General features: G+C 56.6%; 26 protein-coding genes and 1 tRNA gene. 23 read left to right on the top strand and 4 right to left on the bottom strand.

The genetic code is table 11. From position 1 onward, the window contains the following. Window positions 1-58 precede the first annotated feature (58 nt). The 7 genes from CRD20_RS01925 to CRD20_RS01895 all read left to right on the top strand — a co-directional run bounded on the left by CRD20_RS01925 (window position 59) and on the right by CRD20_RS01895 (window position 8,346). Complete coding sequence (locus tag CRD20_RS01925; protein ID WP_042388806.1) at window positions 59-1,333, top strand: PhoH family protein; 1,275 nt, start codon at window positions 59-61, stop codon at window positions 1,331-1,333. 97 nt (window positions 1,334-1,430) lie between these two features. Beyond that, window positions 1,431-2,567, top strand: coding sequence for an ABC transporter ATP-binding protein (locus CRD20_RS01920; protein ID WP_016423093.1), 1,137 nt, complete (start codon window positions 1,431-1,433; stop codon window positions 2,565-2,567). Window positions 2,568-2,648: 81 nt separating this feature from the next. Then, a complete protein-coding gene (locus CRD20_RS01915) occupies window positions 2,649-3,860 on the top strand; it encodes a DUF4032 domain-containing protein (protein ID WP_187404751.1) in 1,212 nt (403 codons plus the stop codon). A gap of 514 nt (window positions 3,861-4,374) precedes the next feature. Next, window positions 4,375-5,658 carry an ABC transporter substrate-binding protein gene (locus tag CRD20_RS01910; protein ID WP_088611979.1) on the top strand — a complete coding sequence of 428 codons (1,284 nt, stop codon included), beginning with the start codon at window positions 4,375-4,377 and terminating at the stop codon, window positions 5,656-5,658. 179 nt (window positions 5,659-5,837) lie between these two features. Beyond that, on the top strand, window positions 5,838-6,683 hold the full coding sequence (locus CRD20_RS01905) for a carbohydrate ABC transporter permease (protein ID WP_016423090.1): 846 nt from the start codon (window positions 5,838-5,840) through the stop codon (window positions 6,681-6,683). An 18-nt stretch (window positions 6,684-6,701) separates the two neighbouring features. Further along, a complete protein-coding gene (locus tag CRD20_RS01900) occupies window positions 6,702-7,598 on the top strand; it encodes a carbohydrate ABC transporter permease (RefSeq protein ID WP_042389412.1) in 897 nt (298 codons plus the stop codon). A gap of 115 nt (window positions 7,599-7,713) precedes the next feature. Further along, window positions 7,714-8,346, top strand: coding sequence for a DUF624 domain-containing protein (locus CRD20_RS01895; protein ID WP_049189607.1), 633 nt, complete (start codon window positions 7,714-7,716; stop codon window positions 8,344-8,346). A gap of 78 nt (window positions 8,347-8,424) precedes the next feature. Here CRD20_RS01895 and CRD20_RS01890 read toward each other — a convergent pair whose 3' ends face one another. Further along, window positions 8,425-9,429, bottom strand: coding sequence for a PfkB family carbohydrate kinase (locus tag CRD20_RS01890; RefSeq protein ID WP_187404744.1), 1,005 nt, complete (start codon window positions 9,427-9,429; stop codon window positions 8,425-8,427). A gap of 94 nt (window positions 9,430-9,523) precedes the next feature. Between CRD20_RS01890 and CRD20_RS01885 the strand changes: the two genes are divergently transcribed. Further along, window positions 9,524-10,090, top strand: a complete 567-nt coding sequence (locus CRD20_RS01885; RefSeq protein WP_048732776.1) for a thymidine kinase — start codon at window positions 9,524-9,526, stop codon at window positions 10,088-10,090. A 426-nt stretch (window positions 10,091-10,516) separates the two neighbouring features. Here CRD20_RS01885 and CRD20_RS01880 read toward each other — a convergent pair whose 3' ends face one another. Further along, window positions 10,517-11,638, bottom strand: a complete 1,122-nt coding sequence (locus tag CRD20_RS01880) for a tyrosine-type recombinase/integrase (protein ID WP_187404743.1) — start codon at window positions 11,636-11,638, stop codon at window positions 10,517-10,519. Between the two features lie 40 nt (window positions 11,639-11,678). Then, window positions 11,679-12,311: a helix-turn-helix domain-containing protein gene (locus tag CRD20_RS01875; RefSeq protein ID WP_187404742.1), complete on the bottom strand. Its 633-nt coding sequence runs from the start codon at window positions 12,309-12,311 to the stop codon at window positions 11,679-11,681. A gap of 143 nt (window positions 12,312-12,454) precedes the next feature. On the opposite strand from CRD20_RS01875, the gene CRD20_RS01870 reads away from it, so the two are divergent. The 13 genes from CRD20_RS01870 (at window position 12,455) to CRD20_RS01810 (ending at window position 18,557) form a co-directional block, all read left to right on the top strand. Further along, a complete protein-coding gene (locus CRD20_RS01870) occupies window positions 12,455-12,664 on the top strand; it encodes an AlpA family transcriptional regulator (protein WP_187404741.1) in 210 nt (69 codons plus the stop codon). After that, a complete protein-coding gene (locus CRD20_RS01865; RefSeq protein WP_187404740.1) occupies window positions 12,661-12,831 on the top strand; it encodes a hypothetical protein in 171 nt (56 codons plus the stop codon). The genes CRD20_RS01870 and CRD20_RS01865 overlap by 4 nt, the downstream gene beginning before the upstream one ends. A gap of 122 nt (window positions 12,832-12,953) precedes the next feature. Then, window positions 12,954-13,121: a hypothetical protein gene (locus CRD20_RS01860; RefSeq protein ID WP_187404739.1), complete on the top strand. Its 168-nt coding sequence runs from the start codon at window positions 12,954-12,956 to the stop codon at window positions 13,119-13,121. Then, window positions 13,114-13,350, top strand: a complete 237-nt coding sequence (locus CRD20_RS01855; RefSeq protein ID WP_187404738.1) for a hypothetical protein — start codon at window positions 13,114-13,116, stop codon at window positions 13,348-13,350. Before CRD20_RS01860 ends, CRD20_RS01855 begins: the two co-directional genes overlap by 8 nt. A 4-nt stretch (window positions 13,351-13,354) precedes the next feature. Next, window positions 13,355-13,582 carry a hypothetical protein gene (locus CRD20_RS01850; RefSeq protein WP_187404737.1) on the top strand — a complete coding sequence of 76 codons (228 nt, stop codon included), beginning with the start codon at window positions 13,355-13,357 and terminating at the stop codon, window positions 13,580-13,582. Between the two features lie 291 nt (window positions 13,583-13,873). After that, entirely contained in the window at window positions 13,874-14,326 is a 453-nt protein-coding gene (locus tag CRD20_RS01845) for a hypothetical protein (RefSeq protein WP_187404736.1), read from the top strand. A gap of 59 nt (window positions 14,327-14,385) precedes the next feature. Then, window positions 14,386-15,474: an AAA family ATPase gene (locus CRD20_RS01840; RefSeq protein WP_187404735.1), complete on the top strand. Its 1,089-nt coding sequence runs from the start codon at window positions 14,386-14,388 to the stop codon at window positions 15,472-15,474. Then, window positions 15,405-15,860, top strand: coding sequence for a WhiB family transcriptional regulator (locus CRD20_RS01835; protein WP_370545777.1), 456 nt, complete (start codon window positions 15,405-15,407; stop codon window positions 15,858-15,860). The genes CRD20_RS01840 and CRD20_RS01835 overlap by 70 nt, the downstream gene beginning before the upstream one ends. Before the next feature lie 6 nt (window positions 15,861-15,866). Next, window positions 15,867-16,241 carry a helix-turn-helix domain-containing protein gene (locus tag CRD20_RS01830; RefSeq protein WP_187404733.1) on the top strand — a complete coding sequence of 125 codons (375 nt, stop codon included), beginning with the start codon at window positions 15,867-15,869 and terminating at the stop codon, window positions 16,239-16,241. Next, window positions 16,234-16,461, top strand: a complete 228-nt coding sequence (locus CRD20_RS01825) for a hypothetical protein (RefSeq protein ID WP_187404732.1) — start codon at window positions 16,234-16,236, stop codon at window positions 16,459-16,461. Before CRD20_RS01830 ends, CRD20_RS01825 begins: the two co-directional genes overlap by 8 nt. Window positions 16,462-16,466: 5 nt before the next feature. Further along, window positions 16,467-17,372 carry a hypothetical protein gene (locus CRD20_RS01820; RefSeq protein WP_187404731.1) on the top strand — a complete coding sequence of 302 codons (906 nt, stop codon included), beginning with the start codon at window positions 16,467-16,469 and terminating at the stop codon, window positions 17,370-17,372. Further along, complete coding sequence (locus CRD20_RS01815; RefSeq protein WP_187404730.1) at window positions 17,359-17,652, top strand: hypothetical protein; 294 nt, start codon at window positions 17,359-17,361, stop codon at window positions 17,650-17,652. Before CRD20_RS01820 ends, CRD20_RS01815 begins: the two co-directional genes overlap by 14 nt. A gap of 584 nt (window positions 17,653-18,236) precedes the next feature. Beyond that, window positions 18,237-18,557, top strand: coding sequence for a hypothetical protein (locus CRD20_RS01810; RefSeq protein WP_255468669.1), 321 nt, complete (start codon window positions 18,237-18,239; stop codon window positions 18,555-18,557). Between the two features lie 195 nt (window positions 18,558-18,752). Here the strand turns inward: CRD20_RS01810 and CRD20_RS01805 are convergent. Continuing rightward, window positions 18,753-18,826, bottom strand: a tRNA-Ile gene (locus CRD20_RS01805). A gap of 257 nt (window positions 18,827-19,083) precedes the next feature. Between CRD20_RS01805 and CRD20_RS01800 the strand changes: the two genes are divergently transcribed. After that, complete coding sequence (locus tag CRD20_RS01800) at window positions 19,084-20,727, top strand: DHA2 family efflux MFS transporter permease subunit (RefSeq protein WP_187404728.1); 1,644 nt, start codon at window positions 19,084-19,086, stop codon at window positions 20,725-20,727. Window positions 20,728-21,044: 317 nt separating this feature from the next. After that, the gene (locus CRD20_RS01795) at window positions 21,045-22,427 is read left to right on the top strand and encodes a dicarboxylate/amino acid:cation symporter (protein ID WP_070644125.1); all 1,383 of its coding nucleotides are present in this window, start codon (window positions 21,045-21,047) and stop codon (window positions 22,425-22,427) included. Window positions 22,428-22,430 lie beyond the last annotated feature (3 nt).

Below are 22,430 nucleotides of genomic sequence, written 5' to 3'. Positions count from 1 at the left end.
AACCAAGCATTCATCTCACAACCACGTAATTTCTACCTCTGACTTTTAGCCTGAGGGCATGCGTACCTACGTGCTTGATACCTCGGTCCTGCTGTCCGATCCCCACGCCACCAAGAAGTTCGATGAGCACCAAGTTGTGCTTCCGCTGGTCGTGGTGAGTGAGTTGGAGGCCAAGCGCCACCACCCAGAGCTGGGGTGGTTCGCCCGAGAAGCGCTCCGTTTCCTCGAAGAGCTGCGTTACCGCTACGGCCACCTGGACCGGCCTGTGCCCGCCAATGATCTTGGCGGGTTTATGCATATTGAGCTCAACCACTCCGATCCCTCCATCCTTCCCGCAGGCTTCCGCACCGCCGAAAACGATCACCGCATTCTCGCTTGCGCCCTTAATCTTCAGCACGATGGACATGATGTCGTGCTGGTCACCAAGGACATTCCGCTTCGCGTCAAGGCTGGTGCGGTCGGCTTGCCTGCCGACGATTACCGCGCCCAGGACGTCGTTCTGACTGGGTACTCGGGAATGGTGGAAGTAGACGTCGACCCGGAGGAAATTGATCGTCTCTTCGCCAATGGGTTCCTTGAGCTCGAGCAGATCCAGGATCAGCCGCTGCACTGCGGCGTGCAGCTCAGCGCTGGTAGCCAGTCTGCGCTGGCACGGGTGAGCGCCCCGGGCGTCGTCAAGCTTGTGCGGGGCGATACGGAGGCGTTTGGCCTGAAGGGGCGGTCGGCGGAGCAGCGTGTGGCGCTTGACCTGCTGTTGGATGACTCGGTGGGGATTGTTTCCCTCGGCGGCCGAGCCGGTACGGGTAAGTCGGCGCTTGCGCTGTGCGCGGGACTGGAGTCGGTGCTGGAGCGCGGACTGCATCGCCGGATTGTGGTGTTCCGTCCGCTCTACGCGGTAGGTGGTCAGAACCTTGGCTACTTGCCAGGTAGTGAGGACGAAAAGATGAACCCGTGGGCGCAGGCTGTTTACGACACCCTGGAGGGATTGGTTTCAGACAACGTGATGGATGAGATTGCCTCGCGCGACATGCTGGAGGTACTGCCACTGACACACATTCGCGGTCGTAGCCTGCATGACAGCTTCGTGATTGTCGATGAGGCACAGTCGCTGGAGCGCAACGTACTGCTGACGGTGCTGTCGCGTCTTGGTAGCAATTCCCGGGTCATCCTTACGCACGATGTGGCGCAGCGTGACAACTTGCGCGTCGGCCGCCATGACGGCGTGCAGGCGGTGATTGAAAAACTCAAGGGCAACGAGCTTTTTGCACACATCACGCTGAAGCGCTCGGAGCGCTCGAAGATTGCGGAGCTCGTGACGGGGCTGCTCGATTAAGGGTAAGCTTGTGAGGCAGATACGTAGGAGCTGTTCCTGCGGTTACTTTCACTCGGATCGTTCGGCACGTACCTGCCGATGAAAGGTTTGTATTCACATGGCTACTGTGACTTTTGCTGATGCCACTCGCATTTACCCTGGTGCGACGAAGCCTTCTGTGGACAAGTTCAACTTGGAAATTGCCGATGGCGAGTTCCTGGTTCTGGTGGGCCCCTCCGGTTGTGGTAAGTCCACAACACTGCGCATGCTTGCCGGTCTGGAAGAGGTCAATGAGGGCAAGATTTTCATTGGTGACCGTGATGTGACCAATGTCTCGCCTAAGGATCGCGATATTGCGATGGTCTTCCAGAACTACGCCCTGTACCCGCATATGACGGTGCGCGAGAACATGGGCTTCGCGCTCAAGATTGCTGGTGTGGACAAGGACGAGATTGACCGTCGTGTCGAAGAAGCTGCGAAGACCCTGGATCTAACTCAGTTCCTGGACCGTAAGCCTAAGGCTCTGTCCGGTGGTCAGCGTCAGCGTGTGGCAATGGGGCGTGCGATTGTGCGCAAGCCGCAGGTGTTCCTGATGGACGAGCCGTTGTCGAACCTGGACGCGAAGCTGCGTGTTCAAACCCGTACTCAGATTGCGGCCATGCAGCGTCGGATGGGTGTGACCACTATGTATGTCACCCACGACCAGACTGAGGCGCTGACCATGGGCGACCGCATCGCGGTCATTAACTTCGGTGTTCTGCAGCAGGTCGGTACTCCGCGGGAACTCTACGAAACCCCGGCAAACGAATTCGTCGCAGGCTTCATTGGTTCGCCTGCGATGAACTTGGGCACGTTCAACGTCTCTAATGGTTACGCCACGTTGGGTGAGGCCAAGATTAAGCTGCCGGAAGCCACACTTGCTGCAATCACGCCGGAGGATCAGAACCAGATTATCGTGGGCTTCCGTCCGGAGGCATTCGACCTGGTCGAGGGTCCGGGCGATGACGTCATTCCGGTGCAGGTTAACTTGGTCGAGGAGTTGGGCTCCGATGCATTCATGTATGGCGACCTCGTCGGTGGCGGAGCACTGAGCTCCGGATCTTCCTCTAACCCGGACGAAGAGGAACACGGTCAGGTGGTTATTCGTACCGCCCCGCGCACCGCGCCGAAGTTGGGCTCGGTAGTTTACGGCAAGATTCGTCCGGGCATGCTGCACCTGTTCTCGAAGTCGACTGGTATGCGCCTTCCGGCCTAAACTCTTTCGTTTAGATGAAATGAGTAGCTGGTAGGGCAGTGGGACAGTAAGACAGTTTTAGGAGCCACCGTGTCGGAAACTATGAAAATAGCCGCGACAACGGTGGCTTCAAAGCTTTTGCGCCTTCCTTGGCATATACCTCTGGAACAGTGGCCAGATGATTTGTTAGCCGCCTTGCCTCAGGGAATTTCGCGACACATTGTTCGATTCGTCAACTTAGATGACCGCGTCATTGCAGTGAAAGAAATTGGTGAGTTCACTGCTCATCATGAGTATCGAATGCTGCGTGACCTGGTCAGGCTCGGTGCTCCATCGGTTCGCCCGCTCGCGGTAATCACCGGCCGGAAGGATCCAGATGGCGAACCGTTAACTGCCGCACTCGTCACAGAACATCTCGAGTATTCGCTGCCGTATCGTGCAGTTTTTTCTCAACAGGTCACCCGCGAAACTGTGGTCCGCCTGATTGACTCGCTGGTAGTCCTGCTAGTTCGGTTACATCTCCTTGGTTTTTACTGGGGCGACGTGTCACTGTCGAACACGTTGTTTCGTCGTGACGCAGACGCTTTCTCCGCCTACCTTGTCGACGCGGAAACGGGAGATTTGCAAGGCACACTCTCAGATTCCCGCAGGCTTTACGACGTTGACGTTGCCCATACCAACATCATCGGAGAGCTCATGGATCTGCAGGCCGGCGGATTCCTCGATCCTGAGTTGGACGTAATTGCGGTGGGTAGGCGCATTATTGAGCGTTATGAGGACCTGTGGCAAGAGCTGACGGGGGAAGAATCTATTGGTGTTGAGGAGCCTTGGCTTGTCGATGAGCGGATTCGCAGGCTCAACGACCTCGGTTTCGATGTTGGCGAGCTGAAAGTCACCAGTGATGGTGGCCGCGTTGTGTTCCGACCACGAGTGGTTGACGCAGGGCATCACAATCGGCAGTTAATGCGACTGACGGGGTTGGATGTTCAAGAACGGCAAGCGAGGCGGATGCTCAATAGTATGCAGACCTTTCGGTTGGCGGAAGGTCTTGAAGGGGTTCCGCTAGAGCAGGTTGCGCACCGATGGCTGCGTGAAGTTTTCGAGGCCACAATCCTGGCTGTGCCCGAGGGGCTGCGTGGAAGGCTGCAGGATGCGCAGGTTTTCCACGAGGTCTTGGAGCATCGCTGGTACATGGCAGAAAAACGCCGTGCGGATGTGCCGCTTCAAGAAGCGGTGCAGAGCTACGTGGACCGAGTGTTGCCCGGGCATCGCGACGAGTCCGTATATCTTCCGGCGAGCGATGAGGTCGAGTAGCTCTCTAGAAGCAGACTGTCGAGCGTACGATTATTTCAAAAGTGACAAGTAAACGACCCGCCAGAATATTATAAAAATATACATTCAGGCCAAACAGGGGTGCTTTTGGTGGTCGGGTGGTTGTCGGGTCTGCGTGTGATTGTCGCGGCCAGGTGCCTACTTTGGTGCCGGTAGGCGGCTCTGTTCAGCGAAAACAGCTCGAATTCTAGGTGTGCTTTCGAGAGCTTTTGCTATTTTTCTCCTTTGCATTTGTTCACAGCTGGCTGAAGGTCAACCTAAATTGGTTTTGGTCAAGTAAGATTTTGGTGAGACCGAATACCCGCGTGGGTGGCGTCGAAGTTCGCATGAAAGGCTACTTCTAGCCGCAGGGCGGGATAATCCAATTAGGCCACGGCTGCTGGCAAATATTCGTCCGAATTACTCGGAGGATGCCATTGAAGTGGCCTTTCTTCTCAAGGGAGAAAATATAGTGAAGAACTTCAAGCGCCTTTCAGCTCTGTGTGCAGCAGGCCTGATGGCAACCGCTGGTTTGGTTGCGTGCTCGAGTGATGATGCGGTTGCAGATGGTGGTGTCTACTTCCTTAACTTCAAGCCGGAGCAGGATGCCGCATATCAGAAGATTGCGAAGGCATACACTGACAAGACTGGTGTCCAGGTCAAGGTCGTTACCGCTGCTTCGAATTCCTATGAGCAAACTCTGAAGGCCGAGATTGGTAAAAAGGACGCGCCAACACTGTTCCAGGTCAATGGTCCGGCGGGCCTGCGTACTTGGCAGGAATACATGGCTGACATGTCTGACACTGAGATCGCACAAAACCTCAACGAGGGCATCGAGCCGCTGAAGGGCGAGGACGGCAAGGTATACGGCGTCCCGTTTGCAGTCGAGGGGTTTGGCCTGATCTATAACGAAGAGATCATGGACAAGTACTTCGCGCTGCCCGATGCCAAGGCCAAGAGCATCGACGAGATTAAGGCCTTCGGAAAGCTGAAGGAAGTCGCTGAGGACATGCAGGCCAAGAAGGACAAGCTGGGGATTTCCGGCACCTTCGCTTCCACCTCGCTCGCATCCGGTGAGGATTGGCGCTGGCAGACACACTTGGCCAACGGACCGGTTCATTATGAATTCGAGGACCTTGGCACCAAGGAAACCGCTGATGTGAAGTTCAAGTACAACAAGGAGTTCAAGAACCTCTTTGATCTGTACCTGAATAACTCCACTGTCGAAAAGACTCTGGCCCCGTCGAAGGCTGTGTCCGACTCGATGGCTGAATTCGCTCAGGGCAAGGCCGCTATGGTTCAGAATGGCAACTGGGCATGGTCCCAGATCAACGATGTCTCCGGCAACGTGGTCAAGCAGGACAAGATTAAGTTCATGCCTATGTACATGGGCCTGAAGGACGAGGATAAGACCGGCATCTCGGTTGGTACTGAGAACTACCTGACGGTCAACTCTAAGGCTTCGGAGGCTTCCCAAAAGGCAACGAAGGACTTCGTCAATTGGCTGTTCAACACCGATGAGGGCAAGAAGTACGTCGTCGAGGATCTTGGATTCATCGCTCCGTTCCAGAACTTCACTGAAGCCGACACTCCGAATGACCCGCTGGCCAAGGAAGTGGCCGCAGCAATTGAGAACGAGGACCTGACCACCATCCCGTGGGACTTCCAGTACTTCCCGTCTCAGCAGTTCAAGGATGATTTTGGCGCAGCGCTGGCGCAGTACGCTTCCGGAAAGATGCCGTGGGACAAGGTTGTCGAGACTTTCGCCGACAGCTGGAATGCGGAATCTCCGAACAATTAAATACCAGCAAATCAATGGTGATCCATTCCATCGGTGAGTGTGAAGCGAAAGCTTCTCGCGCATGAACAACCGACGGAATGAGTTCATCCAATGGCAAGGCGGAGCTCGGGGCTCGGTGACCTGTTAAACCGGTCTCGAGGCACCGGGCTCCGCCTTTAGCTTTAGGAGCGGTGTTGTAGATGCAAGCAACATTGAAAAAGTATTTCCCAATTTTCGTGCTACCCACGCTGATTGCCTTCGCAATCGCGTTCCTGGTGCCGTTCGTTATCGGTTTCTTCCTATCATTTACTGACTTCACAACCATCACTAATGCGCAGTGGGTTGGTATCGAGAACTACCAGAAGGCATTTAGTGAGCGCGAGGGCTTCGTCGCTTCCTTCGGATTCACTCTCATGGTGGTTGTTGTTTCCATCATTACTGTGAACTTGTTCGCGTTCTGGATCGCATGGATTCTGACGCGCAAGCTGAAGGGCACGAACTTCTTCCGCACAGTCTTCTTCATGCCGAACCTTATCGGTGGCATCGTGCTCGGTTACACCTGGCAGTCGATGATTAACGCCGTGCTGGCATCGTACGGTACGACGATTGTGTCCGACTGGAAGTTCGGTTACGCAGGTCTGATCATCCTCATCAACTGGCAGCTGGTCGGCTACATGATGATTATCTATATTGCCGGTCTGCAGAATGTCCCGCCGGAGCTCATCGAAGCTGCGGAGATTGATGGCGCTGGACGCTGGGAGATCCTGCGGCACGTTACTATCCCGATGGTCATGCCATCGATTACCATTTGCCTCTTCTTGACCCTGTCGAACACTTTCAAACTCTTCGACCAAAACTTGGCCCTGACCAATGGTGCGCCGGGTTCAGAGACAGAAATGGTTGCTCTGAACATCGTCAACACCATGTTCAACCGAATTGGTGTGGAGGGCGTTGGTCAAGCCAAGGCAGTAATTTTCGTCGTCGTGGTCGTAGCGATCGCGATGCTGCAGCTGCGTGCTACTCGCAGCAAGGAAGTGGAGGCATAAATGTCTGTCGACGCTGCAATGACCACTGAAACGGCCACCAAGCTCCCCAAGGCCAAGCCCGCTAAGCAGGACGAGGCCAAGGTGGGAGGCGTATCTAAGGTCATCATCTACGCGATTCTGGTGTTTTTGACCGTCGTGTTCTTGGGGCCAATCGCGTTCATTATCTTCAACTCGTTCAAGTCCAAGTTCGCAATTTCAGATAACCCCTTCCAGCTGCCACTAGGTGACATGTGGGTCGGGTTCGAAAACTACGCCGTCGGCCTGATGAAGGAGGGCTTCGGCTGGGCGATCGTGTGGTCCTTTGTCATCACGATCCTCTCGGTTATTGCGATTGTGTTCTTCTCTGCGATGACGGCTTACTACATCACGCGAGTGAAGACGTGGTGGACCTCGCTGCTGTATTACCTGTTTGTGTTCTCGATGGTCATCCCGTTCCAGATGGTGATGTTCCCGACCGTCAAGATCGCCGACATGCTGCATTTGAACAACCCAATCGGCATCGTGGTTCTCTACTTGGGCTTTGGCTCCGGCTTGTCGGTCTTCATGTTTGCCGGCTTCATCAAGTCCATCCCGATTGACATCGAGGAAGCCGCGATGATTGATGGCGCATCTCCGATGCAGAACTACTTCCGCATCGTTTTGCCCATGCTCAAGCCGACTGCAGTGACTGTCGCCATTCTGAACGCTATGTGGGTATGGAACGACTACCTGCTGCCGTACCTGGTCATTGGCCTGTCTACTAAGTACAAGACCATCCCGGTTGTCGTGCAGAGCTTCGTTGGCTCCAACGGTAACCGTGACCTTGGCGCGATGATGGCAATGCTGGTGCTCGCAATCATTCCGATTGTGATTTTCTACGTCGCCACCCAGAAGCACATTATCGAGGGTGTTGCTGCGGGTGCCGTTAAGGGATAGCTGCCTAAGCGTTAGCGCATAGGACGCCAAGCACCGCGTTTTACGAAAGCGAAAGCCTCAACCGCGTAGGTTGAGGCTTTCGTCTGTTAATCAGCCTTTATTAGGATATGAACCCGTGGATAGATTTTTCAGCACCGATACAAAGTTCTACGCAGCCTGGTCGCTGTTAGCAGACCTTGTAATCATCAACCTGCTGATGATCGTCGCATCCATCCCGATAGTCACTGCAGGCGCCGCAACTCGCGCTGGGGTAGTGGTCGCTCGCGACATGGTCCGTGACGAAGGCTCAAGGCCCGTACGGCGCTTCTTGCGCGCACTGTTGGACAATTGGCGCACACCAACCGTGTGGTGGCTATTCACCTTGGTTCTCGCCAGTGGCATTGGCTATGAGTTTTACGTTATCTCCCGCGCGGACCTCGGCACTGTCGGCCTGATCTTCGCCGCAGGAGTTACCTCCGGGGCGCTAATCCTGCTGGGAATTACCGCGTGGGTCTACTCGCTGTGCTCGCTTTCCGACGGTCAGTCGTCGCTACGCCGAACCCTGGCAACGGCCACCAGCATGACCGTCAAAAACCTGCCGCGGACTGCGCTCGCAGTTTTGGCGCTTCTCATCGTGCCCGCGGCCATATTCTTTTTCCCGGCGAAAATCTACGCGATTGCTACCTATGTCTTCCTCATCGGGTACGCGTTGAGTTGGTACTTGGTGATGCTGGCGCTTGAGCCCGTTCTGCCAGACAATGCTGGGTAGGTTCTCCCGCTGGCCCCACTGGCCCGGCTGGCACTGACTTAATCGGTGCCAGCTCGCACACCAGGCTGTTGACAATTCTTAGCCCGCGTACTCTTTCACAGAGGGAAAATCCTCCGCCTCGACCATCTCCAGCAGTTTTTCGCGACGTGCAAAAGCGGAGCATGCGCCGACCGCCTGTACAGCTGCTGCGCCTGCTGCGGTGGCCAGGGGGACGGCGTCGTAAAGCGAGGTGCCCTTAGCTAGTTCCGCGGTGAGCGTGCCGACGAACGCATCACCGGAGCCAGTGCCGTCGACAATCTTCTCCTCTGGCAGCTTGAGCGCGGGGTGCTCGTAGATTGTCGGCTCGTCGTCGAGACCGTCGGAGTGCTGTGCGAAGAGACAGCCGTGGTCGCCCCGGAGCATGACGACACTGGGGCAGTACTGCAGAAGCGCCTCGAGCTGTGCGCGGTAGTCGGTAGCGCGGATTCCTTCGGCGATGTCCAGGCGACGGATTGTTTCCCAGGCGCCCTTCATGTTGACGATCAGCGGATCTGCATGGTCAATCAGGGCAGGTGTAACGGTTACGACCGGATTGAGGTTCAGCACCAGTCGCGCGCTGTACATGGATGCGACGGACGCGATGGCCTCAGTTGCTTCCGGAAGTAGCTCGCCCTGCGCGAGCACGACATCCGCTGATGCGAACTCGTCGACGAAATCGGTGGGGTCGGTTAGCGCATCGGCACCGCGCTGGACAAAAATCACCGGGCGACCCTTGCGGTTCGTTGCGACGAAAGCGCTGCCGGTCGGCAAATCCCAGGACGTCTGAATGGAGTGGACATCTACGCCGTGTGCGTTGAGTTCCTCGACCACGAAATCCGCTGCGCGGTCCTCACCAACCGTACCGGCCATGATCGCACGGACGCCGTCATAAGCGATAGCAACGGCCTGGTTAGCGCCCTTGCCGCCCAGCATATTCGTGCCGTCATCAACGATGAGCGTGCCACCTTCTGCGGGGACACTATCGACCTGTACCAAGGTATCTAGGTGGATAGATCCACATACAACAACTGTTGGATTCTCATTCAGGTCAGGAATCGGCTGCATAAAAATAAAGGATAGTCGGGAATTCAAATCCGTGTTGGCGGCCCGAGTTTACAGCCGTCAGAGCCCGCGAATCGATGCCCTACAATCGATGGCTATGGCAAAACTGTACTTCCGCTACGGAACCATGAACAGCGGAAAATCCATCGAGGTCCTCCGCGTCGCCCACAACTACCGCGAGCGCGATATGCGGCCGTTGATCGCCAAGCCGGCCGTGGATACTTTGGCTGACGGCGACGTGCACTCCCGCATCGGAATCGCGGAACGCGCGCACCTCATCCACGATGGCGATGACCTCTCCTCGCTTGCCGACGGCTACGATTGTCTAATCATCGATGAGGCACAGTTTCTTACCCCTGACCAGGTCGATCAGTTGCTGGGAATTACCCTTCGCGGTACTCCGGTGCTCTGCTACGGTCTGCGTACCGACTTTCGCACGCATGCCTTCCCAGGCTCCCAGCGCTTGCTCGAAGTTGCCCACACCATTGAGGAAATTAAGACAATTTGCACCTGTGGGCAGAAGGCCATCTTTACTGCACGGTTGAATCCGGACGGCAGCATTATCCTCGACGGCGAAACCGTGGAAATTGAGGCACTCGAAGCGCCGAAGTACATCTCCCTGTGCGCCAGCTGTTACAACCGGATGTCGGGTAAATGGGCGTGAGGTGAGCCCGGAGTTTTTAGTGCCCCCAGCAGGGCTCGAACCTGCGACAAAAGGGCGTTAAGTCATTGTGACAGCCAGACGATTTCCCCGCATGTGGTGGAAACTACTACAGCCACGTTCACTATCTTTCAGTCTCAGTGTCATGGTGTGACATGGCAAAAAGGGAACAAAAAGGGAACGTGTTAAAGAGTCAACGCCGCTGACTCACGGAGAGAAGAGAGAGCTAACGCACTCGCTAGCGCTCGTTTGTTCTGCCGCGCAAAAGCTAACGCTTTTGCTTGCCTAACATTCTCACCTTTGGTTAAAGATGAGTTTTAAAGATAAGTCTCTGACCTGTGAAGATACAGAAGAAGTTGAAGATGAGGGTATATAGGGACATTCCTCATCTTCGCAGGTCACGGGGACGCGCCGGACAGGGCGCGGGGTTTAGCTTTTCGGGCGATAATCACCGAGCGCGCCGGAAACATCGGGCGCTACCGCAGCCCGCTGGACGTAGTGCGATTCAGTGATAGCCGTCGTGGTGTGCCCGGCGACGTCACGGGCTGCAACCATGCCGTAAACGTCGGCAACCGCCGTGAGAGCGGTCGAACGGAGCAAGTAAGGGTGAAAGGCAATCCCCGTGTGCTTCAAGGCGTCTCGCAGCGACCGGCGGACGTTGGCTAGATCCATCAGGCCGCCGTGACTGCTCGGAAAGACTAGACCGGGTGGCGTCGTAAGTTTCCCGCTGTCTTCGCCCCACGGGCTTAGCCGTTGGAGCTCAAGCGCTGTCATTGACCAATCCGGCAGGGTTACCGCGCGGAAACCCCGCGCCGTCTTTGTCGCTTCCTGTAAAAACAGGTGACTTTTCCCATCTTCGCCGCTATGCCGCGTCACGGTTGACTTCAGCGTAATTTGCCGCGTCGGAATATCGACATCGTCCCACCGGAGCCCTAAAATCTCATTGGGGCGCGCACCGGAGCCAATCAGCACATCGAGAAAGTGCAGCAGGTACGGCGCGCGGCCACCGGCCAAGGGGGTGGCACTCTGCCAAGCGCGGATAGCGCCGCGCACCGTTTCCATATCCGCCGGGGTGATAGCCGCCGCTGTCGGACGTGGCCGGGGTACGGGTGTTGTTCCCTCAACCGGGTTGGACGTCACAATTCCGATGCGCAGGCCGTGCGTATACGCGCCACGCAGCAGGACACGCGCCGCGCGCCGCCTAGAGGGTTGCTTAATGGCCTGTAGGTGGTGCTCGAAAATCGGTGTCGTTCCCTCACGCGCCAATAATGACCCCATAGCCGGGTACACGTCTTTTTCCGCGTGATAGTCGTATTGGTCGGCTGTTTGTGGCCGCCACTTATGGGCGCGTCCCCACTCAAGATAAGTCTCTACGAGTTCTTTCACCGTGCAATCGGATTGGGAACCGACGCCGACGCGGGCAACCTGTTCGACGGCTTGCAAGGCGTCACGTTTCGCCGCTGTCTTTGTCGCTGCCACGCGCTGCACGCGCTTAGTCTCGCCGCTGGCCGCGCGATAGAGCACGCGGGCGCGCCAACGGCCATTAGGCATTTGGTTAAGCTGCACGCCGCCCCATTCACCGGGAGCCAATCTAATCCGCGCCATCGTTCTTCCATTTCGGCATAGGCGCATCATTTGGCACCCGTCGACTCGGTCGTAGGTTGAGGGGCGCATCGGTTTTTGTTAGCCGTGCTGCCTGCGATAGTGCTTTTCCCGTCAAGTTGATTGAACGAATCGCGAGAGCATAGAGGTTAGTAGTCGTTTCCGATGGAGTAGCTGGATCAATGCCCGCTTCGTTATCTAGCTTCAATTGCTCCTTATAGAGCGAATACGTGGCAAACGAATCAAGATAGTCGCGAAGTGCGCCGGTGAAATACTCCCAATCAGAGTCGCCAAAACCTGTGTAGTAACCACTAAACATTTCAGCAGCAGCCCCCGCCGATTCAGTTTCTCCCGGTAAATATGTCACCCGCCCGCCGGGGGCATTGGGAAACAGTAAATAGACCGGCGGAGTCTCCAAAGCGCGAGCTAATACAAGAAGATCTGCAACTGATACTCTTGGCCGCCGTTTCTCGTTTGAGTAATCAGCAATTGCAGAACGAGAAATTTTGTGCCCTAGTTCAGCGGTTTTGTCGCTTAAAGCTTGTGCACTTAATCCGAGCGCGTTACGCCGCTCGTCGATTGCGCGGCCTATTTGCACAGTTAGTTCTCGTTCCCAGTCCATAGGAGTAAGCATACAGGGGATAAATCTGGCGTAGATTTACGCAATGCGTGCAATTATTGCGTTGGCGTTCACATTAGGGTACTGTCGTTCATGTACGCAGGAAAGCTAACGAATTGCGTACGTAAACCGAAAAGGAGTCTTTTATGCCGAAGTCGGAGCCCCCAGCCGCGACGCTCACGGTTCCCCAAGCGGCTGCCGCGCTCGGAATCAGCACCCGAACCGCCTACTACCTCATCGCAGAAGACAAGTTCCCCGTTTCTGTCATTCGTCTCGGGCGCGCTATCCGCGTTCCCCGCGCCGCTCTGAACAACCTCGCAGAGACCGGAACCGCAACAAATGAGGGCGAACTGTGAGCCGGCCGGCAATGACCGCGCGGCTCGCCGGCGGCATACAGGTCGACGTCACAGCCGACGGAACGGCACGGCTCAACGGCCACCGCGTCAACGCAAAGGAACTAGAGACAGTGATAGATCTGCTCTCGCTTGCAGCGCGCCTAATGGCCGTCGCCAACGACCCCTAGAATCCGCCAAACCCCCGAAAAAATAAAAAGCCCCGCCAATCCCAAATCTGTTTCACCTTTGGACTGGGAACAATACAGAAATGGGGGCGGGTGCCGTCGATGCAAACCCGGAAAGGAATGCAATGAACACTCTACCAGCACAACGTATTTACCGATCTACCTGTGAATACATGCCAACCTCGAAAGCGTGGGAGGAACTGGAACAGCTCGAACTATTCGCTATCGACCTGTTGGAAAATCTTGACTGCGAAGCATTGGCCGACCAGTGGGGTGAACACAACCATGTCTAACGCCTACCGCCGTGATTACGGCAATCTTATTGAGTCGATTAAGGCAACTTCCAGCGCCATCGACGAACACGCCCGCCAACTCGCCACAGAACTAGCGTGCGCTACCAACAACAAGAACGCCCCGGAGATGCGCCGCGTGGCGATGGAATGGCTAACCGTCAACATTCACGCCGTCCGCCTTAAGCATATTCTCGCCGACATCACCCGACCCGCCGCAAACGAAAGGTGAAGCCATGTCCCGATTGGGTGAAAACCGAGTTAGCCGCACCGCGCTAATAGAGATGCAGAGCTTCGTCATGAGTGTCATTTGCCCCGATATTCCCGTTCTTGATGAGGTCGAAGCTGGCACACCGATAACGATGGAGCACGTAGCGATGTTGATCCAAGCGATTAAGGACATCACGGGCAAAGATCGTCAGCTAGACATTTCCACGTTGATGGAGATGATTTTCTTCCCATGACCGAGCCGACACCTACAAACGTGTACCAAGCCGTTTACGACGGACTAGCCCGAGTTGCATTTCTGCACTGCTTTCCGTCGATGCCGCTTCCCGCGCCGGACGTGATTGCAGACCTAACCGTCCATGATATTCACCGGGCTTGCCGTGAATTTGCACAGAGTACGGGATCAGAAACCGCCGACGTTCTCCAAGCCGTCCTACGCGCCGCGCTCGTGGCCACTGAATCGCAACCCCAGTTCACTGTTCTCGACGGCCACAGCATACCCGACATAGTTTAGGAGACCCGCCACCATGATGGACACCAAGGCAATCGAAAAAGCACTAACGACGTCCAACACCGCCTACGCCCGTGGCATCACAACCGGCCTACTACTTGCAGCCACTACGCAACTAGGAAGCATCATTTTCCAAAACCTCGAACTAGTCACCGACGCCAACGGGCACGTAATAGGCGGATACCTCGCCAACTACATCGACTCGCCCGCCTGCGAAACAAACGAGTACGGGATAAAAGAAATCACCCTCGCCGCCGACCCCGCCGCCGTAATCCGCGCAACCCACAACCGCATGACCGCCGCCGGAGACGCCACAGAGCGGGACTTCCTCGCCGGAACCGACATAGAAAACGATATGGGGCTGGCAATCGAAATTTGTCACACCGACGACTACACACCACACGCACGGGCAGAGTTCATTTCAGGAATCTACACCGCCTTACGCATCATTACAGAAGCGTCACAGTGACAAAAGAAAACCCCGGAGCCGCCAAACGCAGCACCGGGATTAACCTTATGGAGAAAACAGTGAAAACACCTGAACCGAAACAATCGCACCCAAAGGCTAACACACGAAAACTAGCCGCGCGCCGGGCATCGACAGTAAAACCGCACCGCACAACCTGGCTACTCGACGCCTGGATTCCAGATGCCGCCTTAACTCTCATCGCAGGCCGTGAGGGAATCGGCAAATCAACCATTGCCGCCGACTTTGCAGCACAAGCAACACTAGGCATCTTCAACAGCCCCATGCGCGTGCTCTACATCTCGATAGAAGACTCACGAAGCATCGTCACAGTTCCCCGCCTACTCGCCGCCGACGCCGACCTAGATCGCGTGGACTTCCTCGATGTCACCAACGCAGACCTACCCGGAGCGCTCGAGCTGCCCCGAGACATGGCCGCGCTATCCCACCTAATCCAACTTGAAGGCTACGGGCTCGTAGTCATAGACCCAATAACCGCCGTGCTCTCTCCACAACTCAACCCAAACCACGCCGGAGACGTCCGCCAACTACTCGACCCCCTGGCCGCACTTGCTGAAAGAAGCAACGTCGCAATCATCGGAGTAACCCACTTCGGTAAAGTCGCCACCGCTGACACCGGCCGCGCCGTCCTCGGCTCGTCGGCATGGTCACAAGTCCCCCGCTCAGTCCTAGCCGTCGCCGCCGACGACACCAACGGGGGAGTACTCGTAACTAACACCAAATCGAACCTAGCCGCCCGCACCATCACCCGCCCGGCGCGCCTAGAAGACTGCCTAGTCCCAATCCCCAACGGCACACCAGCCCGCGCGCCGCGTGTCATTTGGGGTGCAATGACCAATCGCGACGCCCGCGACCTACTCGACGTAGACAATTCACCGGACACCCGTGCCACCCGCCGCGGTGTTGATGCATGGCTACGCGAGCAACTAGCCACCGGCGCTAGATGGTCATCCGAAATTAAAGCCGACGCAATGGGCGCCGGTTGGAGCATGAACCAAGTGCGAGCCGCCAAAACACGGTTAGGCGTCCAAGCCAAAAAGCAAGGTACAGGCGGCTGGGCATGGCACCTACCCGGAACACCACCGACACCAGCACCGGAAAACGCCATCAAAAAAGACACCGCCGCATAGCCACAGCACAAAAAGGAAACCTCACAATGCAACGCACGCGATCCGATGCGCACCGGCTGCCACAAATACCAGCCGAACTAGCCGACATCATCGATACCCGGCTCACCGGAGCCGCGTGCCGAGGCTACGCACCACTATTCGACGCCCGCGCAACACAAGAAACAGAAATCGCATTCGAAGTACGCACCCACCACGCTGCCAACCTATGCCGACACTGCCCAGTACAAAACGCCTGCCACCAAGCAGCCCAAGAACTCGAACCCCAGCACCGCGCCGGGATCTGGGCAGGCATCGCATACGACCACAACGGCACCCCAATTAACACCCGCCACCTACAAAGGGGGCGGGGCGCGCCGGGCGGGGTGGCTGGCGTTATGGAGGGGTGATTAGTGATGCGTATCGAGCATGGTTTTTTGGTCACTGGCGATAATGCTCGTGAGGTCTATCGGCTGTTGCTTCACGGTGCTAGTGCAATGCGTCGTAATGGGGTGCCGTTGTCGTTGGTTCAGTCCAACTCGATTAGGGAAATTGGGCTGATTGCCTTATCAGGACATGGGGACGTGTCGGATAGGTCAGATTTGAAAGAGTGCCCACCAGAGCCCATTTCAGAGCCGTTGAGTACGGTTCAGGTCGCTGAGATGTTGGGGGTCTGTCCTCGCCAAGCCCGGCGGTATGCGGAAACGCTCGCCGCCCGGCGCGTTGGTCATCGGCTGATTTGGGACAAATCGGAAGTACTCGACTACCTGGAGGGTAAGGAACATGGCTAACGACAATGAGCAGCCGCAGAATGAGCAGGTCGAGATCAGCAAGGTTGCTGTACGGGTGGCAGAAGCTCTAGCCGCTACACCTGTGGAGGACGCGGCTGTTGGTATCGCCGTTTGGTATGCAGAGCTTGACGCCGACGGGCAGGAGCTAGTTCGGAAGATTATTGCCGATGCTCATGCCGCGAATGATAAGACCGCGTACCCATCGAATTGGAAGGTCTAGGAACAATGGCGGTTGAACACCTGGCCACGTTCATTGATGCCCTGGGCAGGGCGGGAGTGTCTAAGAAGACCCTCGCCCCCTTGCTTCAAACCCGGGATAAGTTCGCCGACATCGATGCGCTGCTGGCTACTACCTACAAGACCGACCCCCTGGGGGATTTGCTTGAATCAGCTACCCCGGGCGGCGACCTAGCGACTGTGGCGAAGCAAGCCGCAGAGCACCGGGCGATTGCTGAGACTTTGGAGCTTTACACGACACACGCTGATTTCTATGAGCGTCAAGCCGTCACGCAGTGGAAAACTGAAGACGTCATGAATGCAGTGCTGTCCCAAATCGGTAAGAAGTGGGATACCGCTAACGCTTACCTTGCCAAGATTGAACAGCGTTGGGGCTCAACGGAGCCGTCGCCTGCCCAGCTGTTGGCAGAGGCCACCGAGGAGGATCTAGCCCAATGGCGGGGGCGCGCGCCGCACCTACGGACGATTGCCGCAATCAAAGACCTGTTTAAGCATTGGCTTGTAACAGGACCGTCAAGCATTCCAGGTGTCTATCGGTTCATCGATCTAGAGGGCGTGCGAACGATGCGAACTAATCCGCAAATGAAGTTCGCCGCGCCGATTGATTGGTTCCTTGATGGTGACGGTCGCATCGGAACCGTGCAAGACTCGTACAAACGTGTCAATGACGTCTTGGCAAACGACGAGCGAAGCCGATTCATTGAGGATTGTCGAAGTGTTTCGCCTGCGCCGCGATTTGTTGGAAAGTATTGCCTAACACGCGATGCCGCTAACGTGCGGTTCAATGCAGACGGAACACCAGAAGACCCAAGCGTGATTGCTACTCACGACGAAGTAATGCGCCTGTGGAACCCGTCACTGTTTGCAACAGAGGTAAACCGTGACGCCCTTTAACCCGGCTGGTCATCACATCAACCCCACCTACCGCAATTCCCACGCGCCTGCCCAGAATGACCCCACCGCAGAGCAGGGGGAAAAGATTCTCGCCACTATTCGACGTCAACAGCAACGCGAACGCGCCGAATATGCAGCAGAACACTATCGTGACTCTACTGAGCCGTGGAAGAAAATCATGATCGAGCAGTACAAGAACGGACAACGCGCCGACTTTCCAGCCGGTCACGCCGACACTCACAGCAAAGTCACCCGAGACGCCAACGGGCGAATTGCCTAACCGCCCTCACCGAATGCAAACCCCGCCACCACGCCGCACCAGTTGCGCGCACGGGGTGGGGGAGGGCTCCCGTTTCCAGCAGCCAGCCAGGGCGGAGGGCATTGCTTTCGTTTTTGTGTACGGGTTACAGCATTTTCCCAGTTCAGGGGTAAAAACAGCCCAGAATGTCCCATAGGAAAACGTTCTCACCTGCGACAATGTAAAAACGCTTCCAACCTAGTTTTAGGCTTGTAACGCGCCAATCTGCACGCCATAAAAATAGAGCGTTAAACCCGCTGGTCAGCATACCGAAACGTAACGAACGATGGTAAAATTAAAGTATGCGCAAACAATGCGAAGTGTGTGGCACCCCGCTCCCTATTCAAGCCCCGGGGCGTATCCGTAGTTACTGTTCTTCAAGATGTCGGCAAAAGGCGTACCGCCTGCGGAAACGTAACCAGTACCCGGAGCAAATGACCGACGCTAAACGGTGGGCGGCTGCTCGGGGTAAGCGACCATTTCAGACAAACGGGCGCGCTGCATCTTCTACCGATTCCACAACATGGGCACAATTCGCAGACGTCAAAGGTTGCAATCATGGTTTCATGCTCGGTGCCGGGTTTGCGTGCATCGATCTAGACGGCTGTTTTCGCAATGGCAGACTACAGGCATGGGCGCGCCGTATCATCAACGCCGTACCCGGCGCTTTTATTGAGCGCTCAATATCCGGCAACGGTCTCCACATCTTTGGACTGTTGCCAGAAGCACGAGGGCGCAAGTATGGCAACGTCGAAATCTACTCACGCGCTCGTTTTATTCGAACGACTGCCGACGTGTGGACGCCGGGGGAACTTGTTGCGCTAACCCCAGCTGTATCCGTGATTCACGAAATGGTCAACGCCGGAAAACTAGCAAAGAAGAAGTAGCCAAGATGTGCGCACCCTGTAGACCCACATCTTCAAATCTTTAACATCTTCACAGGTCACGAGGATATTTAACGCCCCATCTTCCACGCCTTTAGTCCCATCTTTGAATGACCTGCGGAAACGTCCAAAAAGGGAACAAAAAGGGAACGTCCCCCGGTAGTCGAACCGTGGAAGTTCGCCCACCAGGGCATTTAGTGCCCCCAGCAGGGCTCGAACCTGCGACAAAAGGATTATGAGTCCTCTGCTCTAACCGACTGAGCTATAGGGGCAAGGATTGGGCACTATGAAGTGACAATTAAGCACTATGAACCAGTGCCCAAAACCTCATAGCATCATAGCAATCTGCCACCGTGCGGTGATAAAAGCCCTATACCCAGCGGGTTCGGCTGCCATTGCACAGTTTCAATGAAGCAAAGTGTTTCCGTGTCGACGAAGGTAATCCCCGTTCTCAACGAAGCTGATCTTTCCGCAAAGTTACGACTTTCGGTTGATGAATCAGTGCTTGGACACTTCTAGCATTAGTCCTATGAGTACAAAACCTTCCTTGAGCAGCGCCGACGTCTCAGCCGACGCACAACCCGGTGCCACAGCGAAAGCGAAGGGCACCACCGTCATGGCAATCGCCAACGAGGATCAGATCGCTGAGTTCGCGGCCTCACCACAGCGCTGGTGGGGTTTGCTCGTGCTCGCGGTTGGCCTCGGCATGATCGTCCTGGACGGCACCATCGTCGGTGTTTCATTGCCGACCATCATTTCGGAGCTGAGTCTCGACATCGTGGGCGCGCAGTGGATCACCACAATCTACTCCGTCGTTTTCGCCGCACTACTCCTGACCTCTGGCCGCGCTGGCGACCGCTTCGGCCGTCGAACGCTTTTTCTCGTCGGTCTGGTCATCTTCACGGTCGGCTCCGTCGTGGCCGCACTTTCCACAGCCTTGGCGCCACTGGTCATTGCCCGCGTCATCCAAGGCATTGGTGGCGCGTGCATTCTGCCATCAACACTGTCCAGCGTGAACGCACTATTCCGTGATAAAGATCGTGCCACCGCATTCGGCATCTGGGGTGCGGTCATGTCTGGTGCTGCAGCAGTCGGCCCACTCCTGGGTGGCGTGCTTACGCAGTTTGCTGGTTGGGAAGCTATCTTCTGGGTCAACGTGCCTATCGCCGTCGTGCTTTTCGTCCTTGCGCTGCGCTGGGTGCCGAACACCGCAGGCGATACCAATGGCGCGGGTCGCTTCGATGTCCTTGGCCTGGTGTTGTCTGGAATTGGCTTTGGTGCCGTGGTCTTCGGCATCATTCAAGGCGCCAAGATAGGGTTTGCTTTTCCCTCCGCGCCCCTCGTCACGCTCTTGGTTGGTGCGGTGGTGCTTGTCGCTTTCGTACTGTGGGAAAACGGTCGTCGGAAGAACGCGGATCCTGCGCTGTTGGACGTGTCGATGTTCTCCTACGCCACGTTCAGCTGGGGGAATACCACGGCGATGCTTGTCGCGGTGGGTGAGTTCGCGCTGGTCTTCGTGCTGCCGCTCTACCTGGTGTCGGCGATTGGCTTATCGACGATCGCAACCGGCCTGGTCCTGGCAGCAATGGCTCTCGGTGCGTTCTTCGCAGGTGCCATGGCGCGTCATCTGGCAGCTCGGATTACCCCGGCCGGTGTGGTGATTGTGGGCCTTGGTCTCGAGGTCTTTGGTTCGCTGCAGTTGGCGGCCGAAGAGCGCGTTGACCTGCCGCTGTGGCTGGTTGTGTTTGCATTGATTGTCTACGGTCTGGGTCTTGGTCTGGCATCGGCGCAGCTGACCTCGTTGGTGCTTGGCGATATTCCGGTGCGTCTGTCGGGGCAGGCATCGGCAACGCAGTCGACAATTCGGCAGATTGGTTCGGCGCTCGGTGCTGCGCTCGGTGGTATGGCGCTGACGATTGGGCTGGATCGTGAGATCGCGAAGCTGTCGCCGGGCCTGGAGCAGATGGGGCAGGGGCTGAAGGATTCCGCTGGCTCGATGCTGATTGGTCTGCGTGCGCAGGGTGCTCCCGACAGTGTGTTGGTGCCGCTGACAAATGCGTTTGCACATGCCACGCAGTTTGCGCTGTATTCCGCTGTCGGCGCGTTGACTATTGGCTTCCTCTGCTCGCTGAAGGTACTGCAGTTGCGCAGGCAGGCTGAGAAATCGAATTAGCGATGTGGAATATTCGGGTGAGGGGCCGTGTTGGAAATTGGTGTCACAACATCAATCGTGGCAGTCTTATCGTTTGTCTCTTAACCGGACTTGCTAGATAGAAATGACCAACATGAAAATGCTCACAAAGCGGCGTTGGCTCGATTACGGCCGAATCTCCACTTCCTCCTGTCGTTAAACACTTCGGGGCTTCCGCCTCGCTGCGCCTGTCTCTTCGAGGCTGAGCTCAGCGGCCTCGGATCCCGTCGCGCGCATTTGTCAGACGGCATAAGGCGCGGCACAAGTGTTTTCAGAGAAATAAAACTCCAGGAGGAAAAGTGAATAAATTTAAATGGGCGACCGGCTTCGGTGCCCAAGTTGTCTATGGCCTGATTATTGGTCTCATTTTGGGCTTCATGGCCCGCAGTACTGGCGATGACTCCTCGCTGCGCACAGCGCTCGACGAGGTCGGCAGTACCTACGTCACGCTGTTGAAGCTGCTCATCCCGCCACTAGTTGTCACCGCAGTCGTAGTGTCGATTGCCAACCTGCGTCAGGTCGCAGGTGCAGCCAAGCTGGCTGTTTCGACACTGATTTGGTTTGCCATTACGTCCTTTGTATCGGTGGTCATCGCCATCGTGCTGGGCTTGGTCATCAAACCGGGCGTTAACTCTGGTGTGGATGCCTCGGCAGCGCAAGAGCCGAGTTCCGTGGGCTCCTGGTGGGGATTCCTGCAGAGCATTGTCCCGCAGAACTTCCTCGGCCTTGGCGTGAAGATCAGCGAATCTGACGGTGCTGTATCTGGATCGCTGAACTTCAACGTCCTGCAGCTGCTGGTCATCGCGATTGTCTTCGGTGTCGCCGCAGTGAAGGTTGGCCCGAAGGCTGAGCCATTCATCGAGTTTTCCGGCTCTCTTTTGACCATCGTGCAGAAGGTCCTGTGGTGGGTCATCCGTCTGGCACCGATTGGTACCGCAGCCCTCATCGGCCACGCCGTCGCTGAGTATGGCTGGGAAGCGCTCGGCAGCCTGGGCAAGTTCGCCATTGCTATTTACGTTGGCCTGTTCCTGGTCATTGCAGTCGTGTACCCAGTCGTGCTGAAGATTCATGGCATTAGCCCAATCGACTTCTTCCGTCGCGTCTGGCCAGTGACCTCGCTCGGCTTCTTCACCCGTTCGTCTATGGGCGTCATGCCAGTCACTGAGCGCGTTGTCTCCCGTCGTCTGGCAGTGCCGGATGAGTACGCCTCCTTCGCCGTACCGCTGGGCGCCACCACGAAGATGGATGGTTGCGCCGCCATTTACCCGGCTATCGCGGCTATCTTCGTCTCGCAGTTCTACGGTGTGCCGTTGGACTTCACGGACTACCTGCTCATCATTTTCGTCTCCGTCATCGGTTCGGCTGCAACTGCTGGCACCACCGGCGCTACCGTCATGCTGACCCTGACCCTGTCGACCCTTGGCCTGCCACTCGCCGGTGTCGGCCTCCTGCTGGCTGTCGAGCCGATCGTGGATATGGGCCGCACTGCGGTGAACGTCACCGGTCAGGCTGTGGTCCCGTTGGTCGTCGCAAAGCGTGCGGGAATCTGGGACAAGGACGAGTGGGACGCCAGCGCCAACGCCGACCTGTCGCCAGCCGACGAGTCGGACGATGAGTCTGCAGACGCGCCTGCTGAGAAGTCCGAGTCCGCCGAAAAGTCCGAGTCCGCCACGCTTGCGTAGTCT

The sequence above is a fragment of the Corynebacterium sp. LK33 genome, assembly GCF_014334955.1.
GTDB classification, from domain to species: domain Bacteria; phylum Actinomycetota; class Actinomycetes; order Mycobacteriales; family Mycobacteriaceae; genus Corynebacterium; species Corynebacterium jeikeium_D.
The sequence above is the reverse complement of the archived record's forward strand: the minus strand, read 5'-3'. Positions and strand labels throughout refer to the sequence as shown.

Bases quoted from the DNA above. Each gene is read 5' to 3' on its own strand.
- CRD20_RS01925 (WP_042388806.1), top strand. From the start codon at position 59: ATGCGTACCTACGTGCTTGATACCTCGGTCCTGCTGTCCGATCCCCAC.
- CRD20_RS01920 (WP_016423093.1), top strand. From the start codon at position 1,431: ATGGCTACTGTGACTTTTGCTGATGCCACTCGCATTTACCCTGGTGCG.
- CRD20_RS01915 (WP_187404751.1), top strand. From the start codon at position 2,649: ATGAAAATAGCCGCGACAACGGTGGCTTCAAAGCTTTTGCGCCTTCCT.
- CRD20_RS01910 (WP_088611979.1), top strand. From the start codon at position 4,375: ATGGCAACCGCTGGTTTGGTTGCGTGCTCGAGTGATGATGCGGTTGCA.
- CRD20_RS01905 (WP_016423090.1), top strand. From the start codon at position 5,838: ATGCAAGCAACATTGAAAAAGTATTTCCCAATTTTCGTGCTACCCACG.
- CRD20_RS01900 (WP_042389412.1), top strand. From the start codon at position 6,702: ATGACCACTGAAACGGCCACCAAGCTCCCCAAGGCCAAGCCCGCTAAG.
- CRD20_RS01890 (WP_187404744.1), bottom strand. From the start codon at position 9,429: ATGCAGCCGATTCCTGACCTGAATGAGAATCCAACAGTTGTTGTATGT.
- CRD20_RS01885 (WP_048732776.1), top strand. From the start codon at position 9,524: ATGGCAAAACTGTACTTCCGCTACGGAACCATGAACAGCGGAAAATCC.
- CRD20_RS01880 (WP_187404743.1), bottom strand. From the start codon at position 11,638: ATGCCTAATGGCCGTTGGCGCGCCCGCGTGCTCTATCGCGCGGCCAGC.
- CRD20_RS01875 (WP_187404742.1), bottom strand. From the start codon at position 12,311: ATGGACTGGGAACGAGAACTAACTGTGCAAATAGGCCGCGCAATCGAC.
- CRD20_RS01870 (WP_187404741.1), top strand. From the start codon at position 12,455: ATGCCGAAGTCGGAGCCCCCAGCCGCGACGCTCACGGTTCCCCAAGCG.
- CRD20_RS01860 (WP_187404739.1), top strand. From the start codon at position 12,954: ATGAACACTCTACCAGCACAACGTATTTACCGATCTACCTGTGAATAC.
- CRD20_RS01855 (WP_187404738.1), top strand. From the start codon at position 13,114: ATGTCTAACGCCTACCGCCGTGATTACGGCAATCTTATTGAGTCGATT.
- CRD20_RS01850 (WP_187404737.1), top strand. From the start codon at position 13,355: ATGTCCCGATTGGGTGAAAACCGAGTTAGCCGCACCGCGCTAATAGAG.
- CRD20_RS01845 (WP_187404736.1), top strand. From the start codon at position 13,874: ATGATGGACACCAAGGCAATCGAAAAAGCACTAACGACGTCCAACACC.
- CRD20_RS01835 (WP_370545777.1), top strand. From the start codon at position 15,405: ATGGCACCTACCCGGAACACCACCGACACCAGCACCGGAAAACGCCAT.
- CRD20_RS01830 (WP_187404733.1), top strand. From the start codon at position 15,867: ATGCGTATCGAGCATGGTTTTTTGGTCACTGGCGATAATGCTCGTGAG.
- CRD20_RS01825 (WP_187404732.1), top strand. From the start codon at position 16,234: ATGGCTAACGACAATGAGCAGCCGCAGAATGAGCAGGTCGAGATCAGC.
- CRD20_RS01820 (WP_187404731.1), top strand. From the start codon at position 16,467: ATGGCGGTTGAACACCTGGCCACGTTCATTGATGCCCTGGGCAGGGCG.
- CRD20_RS01810 (WP_255468669.1), top strand. From the start codon at position 18,237: ATGCTCGGTGCCGGGTTTGCGTGCATCGATCTAGACGGCTGTTTTCGC.
- CRD20_RS01800 (WP_187404728.1), top strand. From the start codon at position 19,084: ATGAGTACAAAACCTTCCTTGAGCAGCGCCGACGTCTCAGCCGACGCA.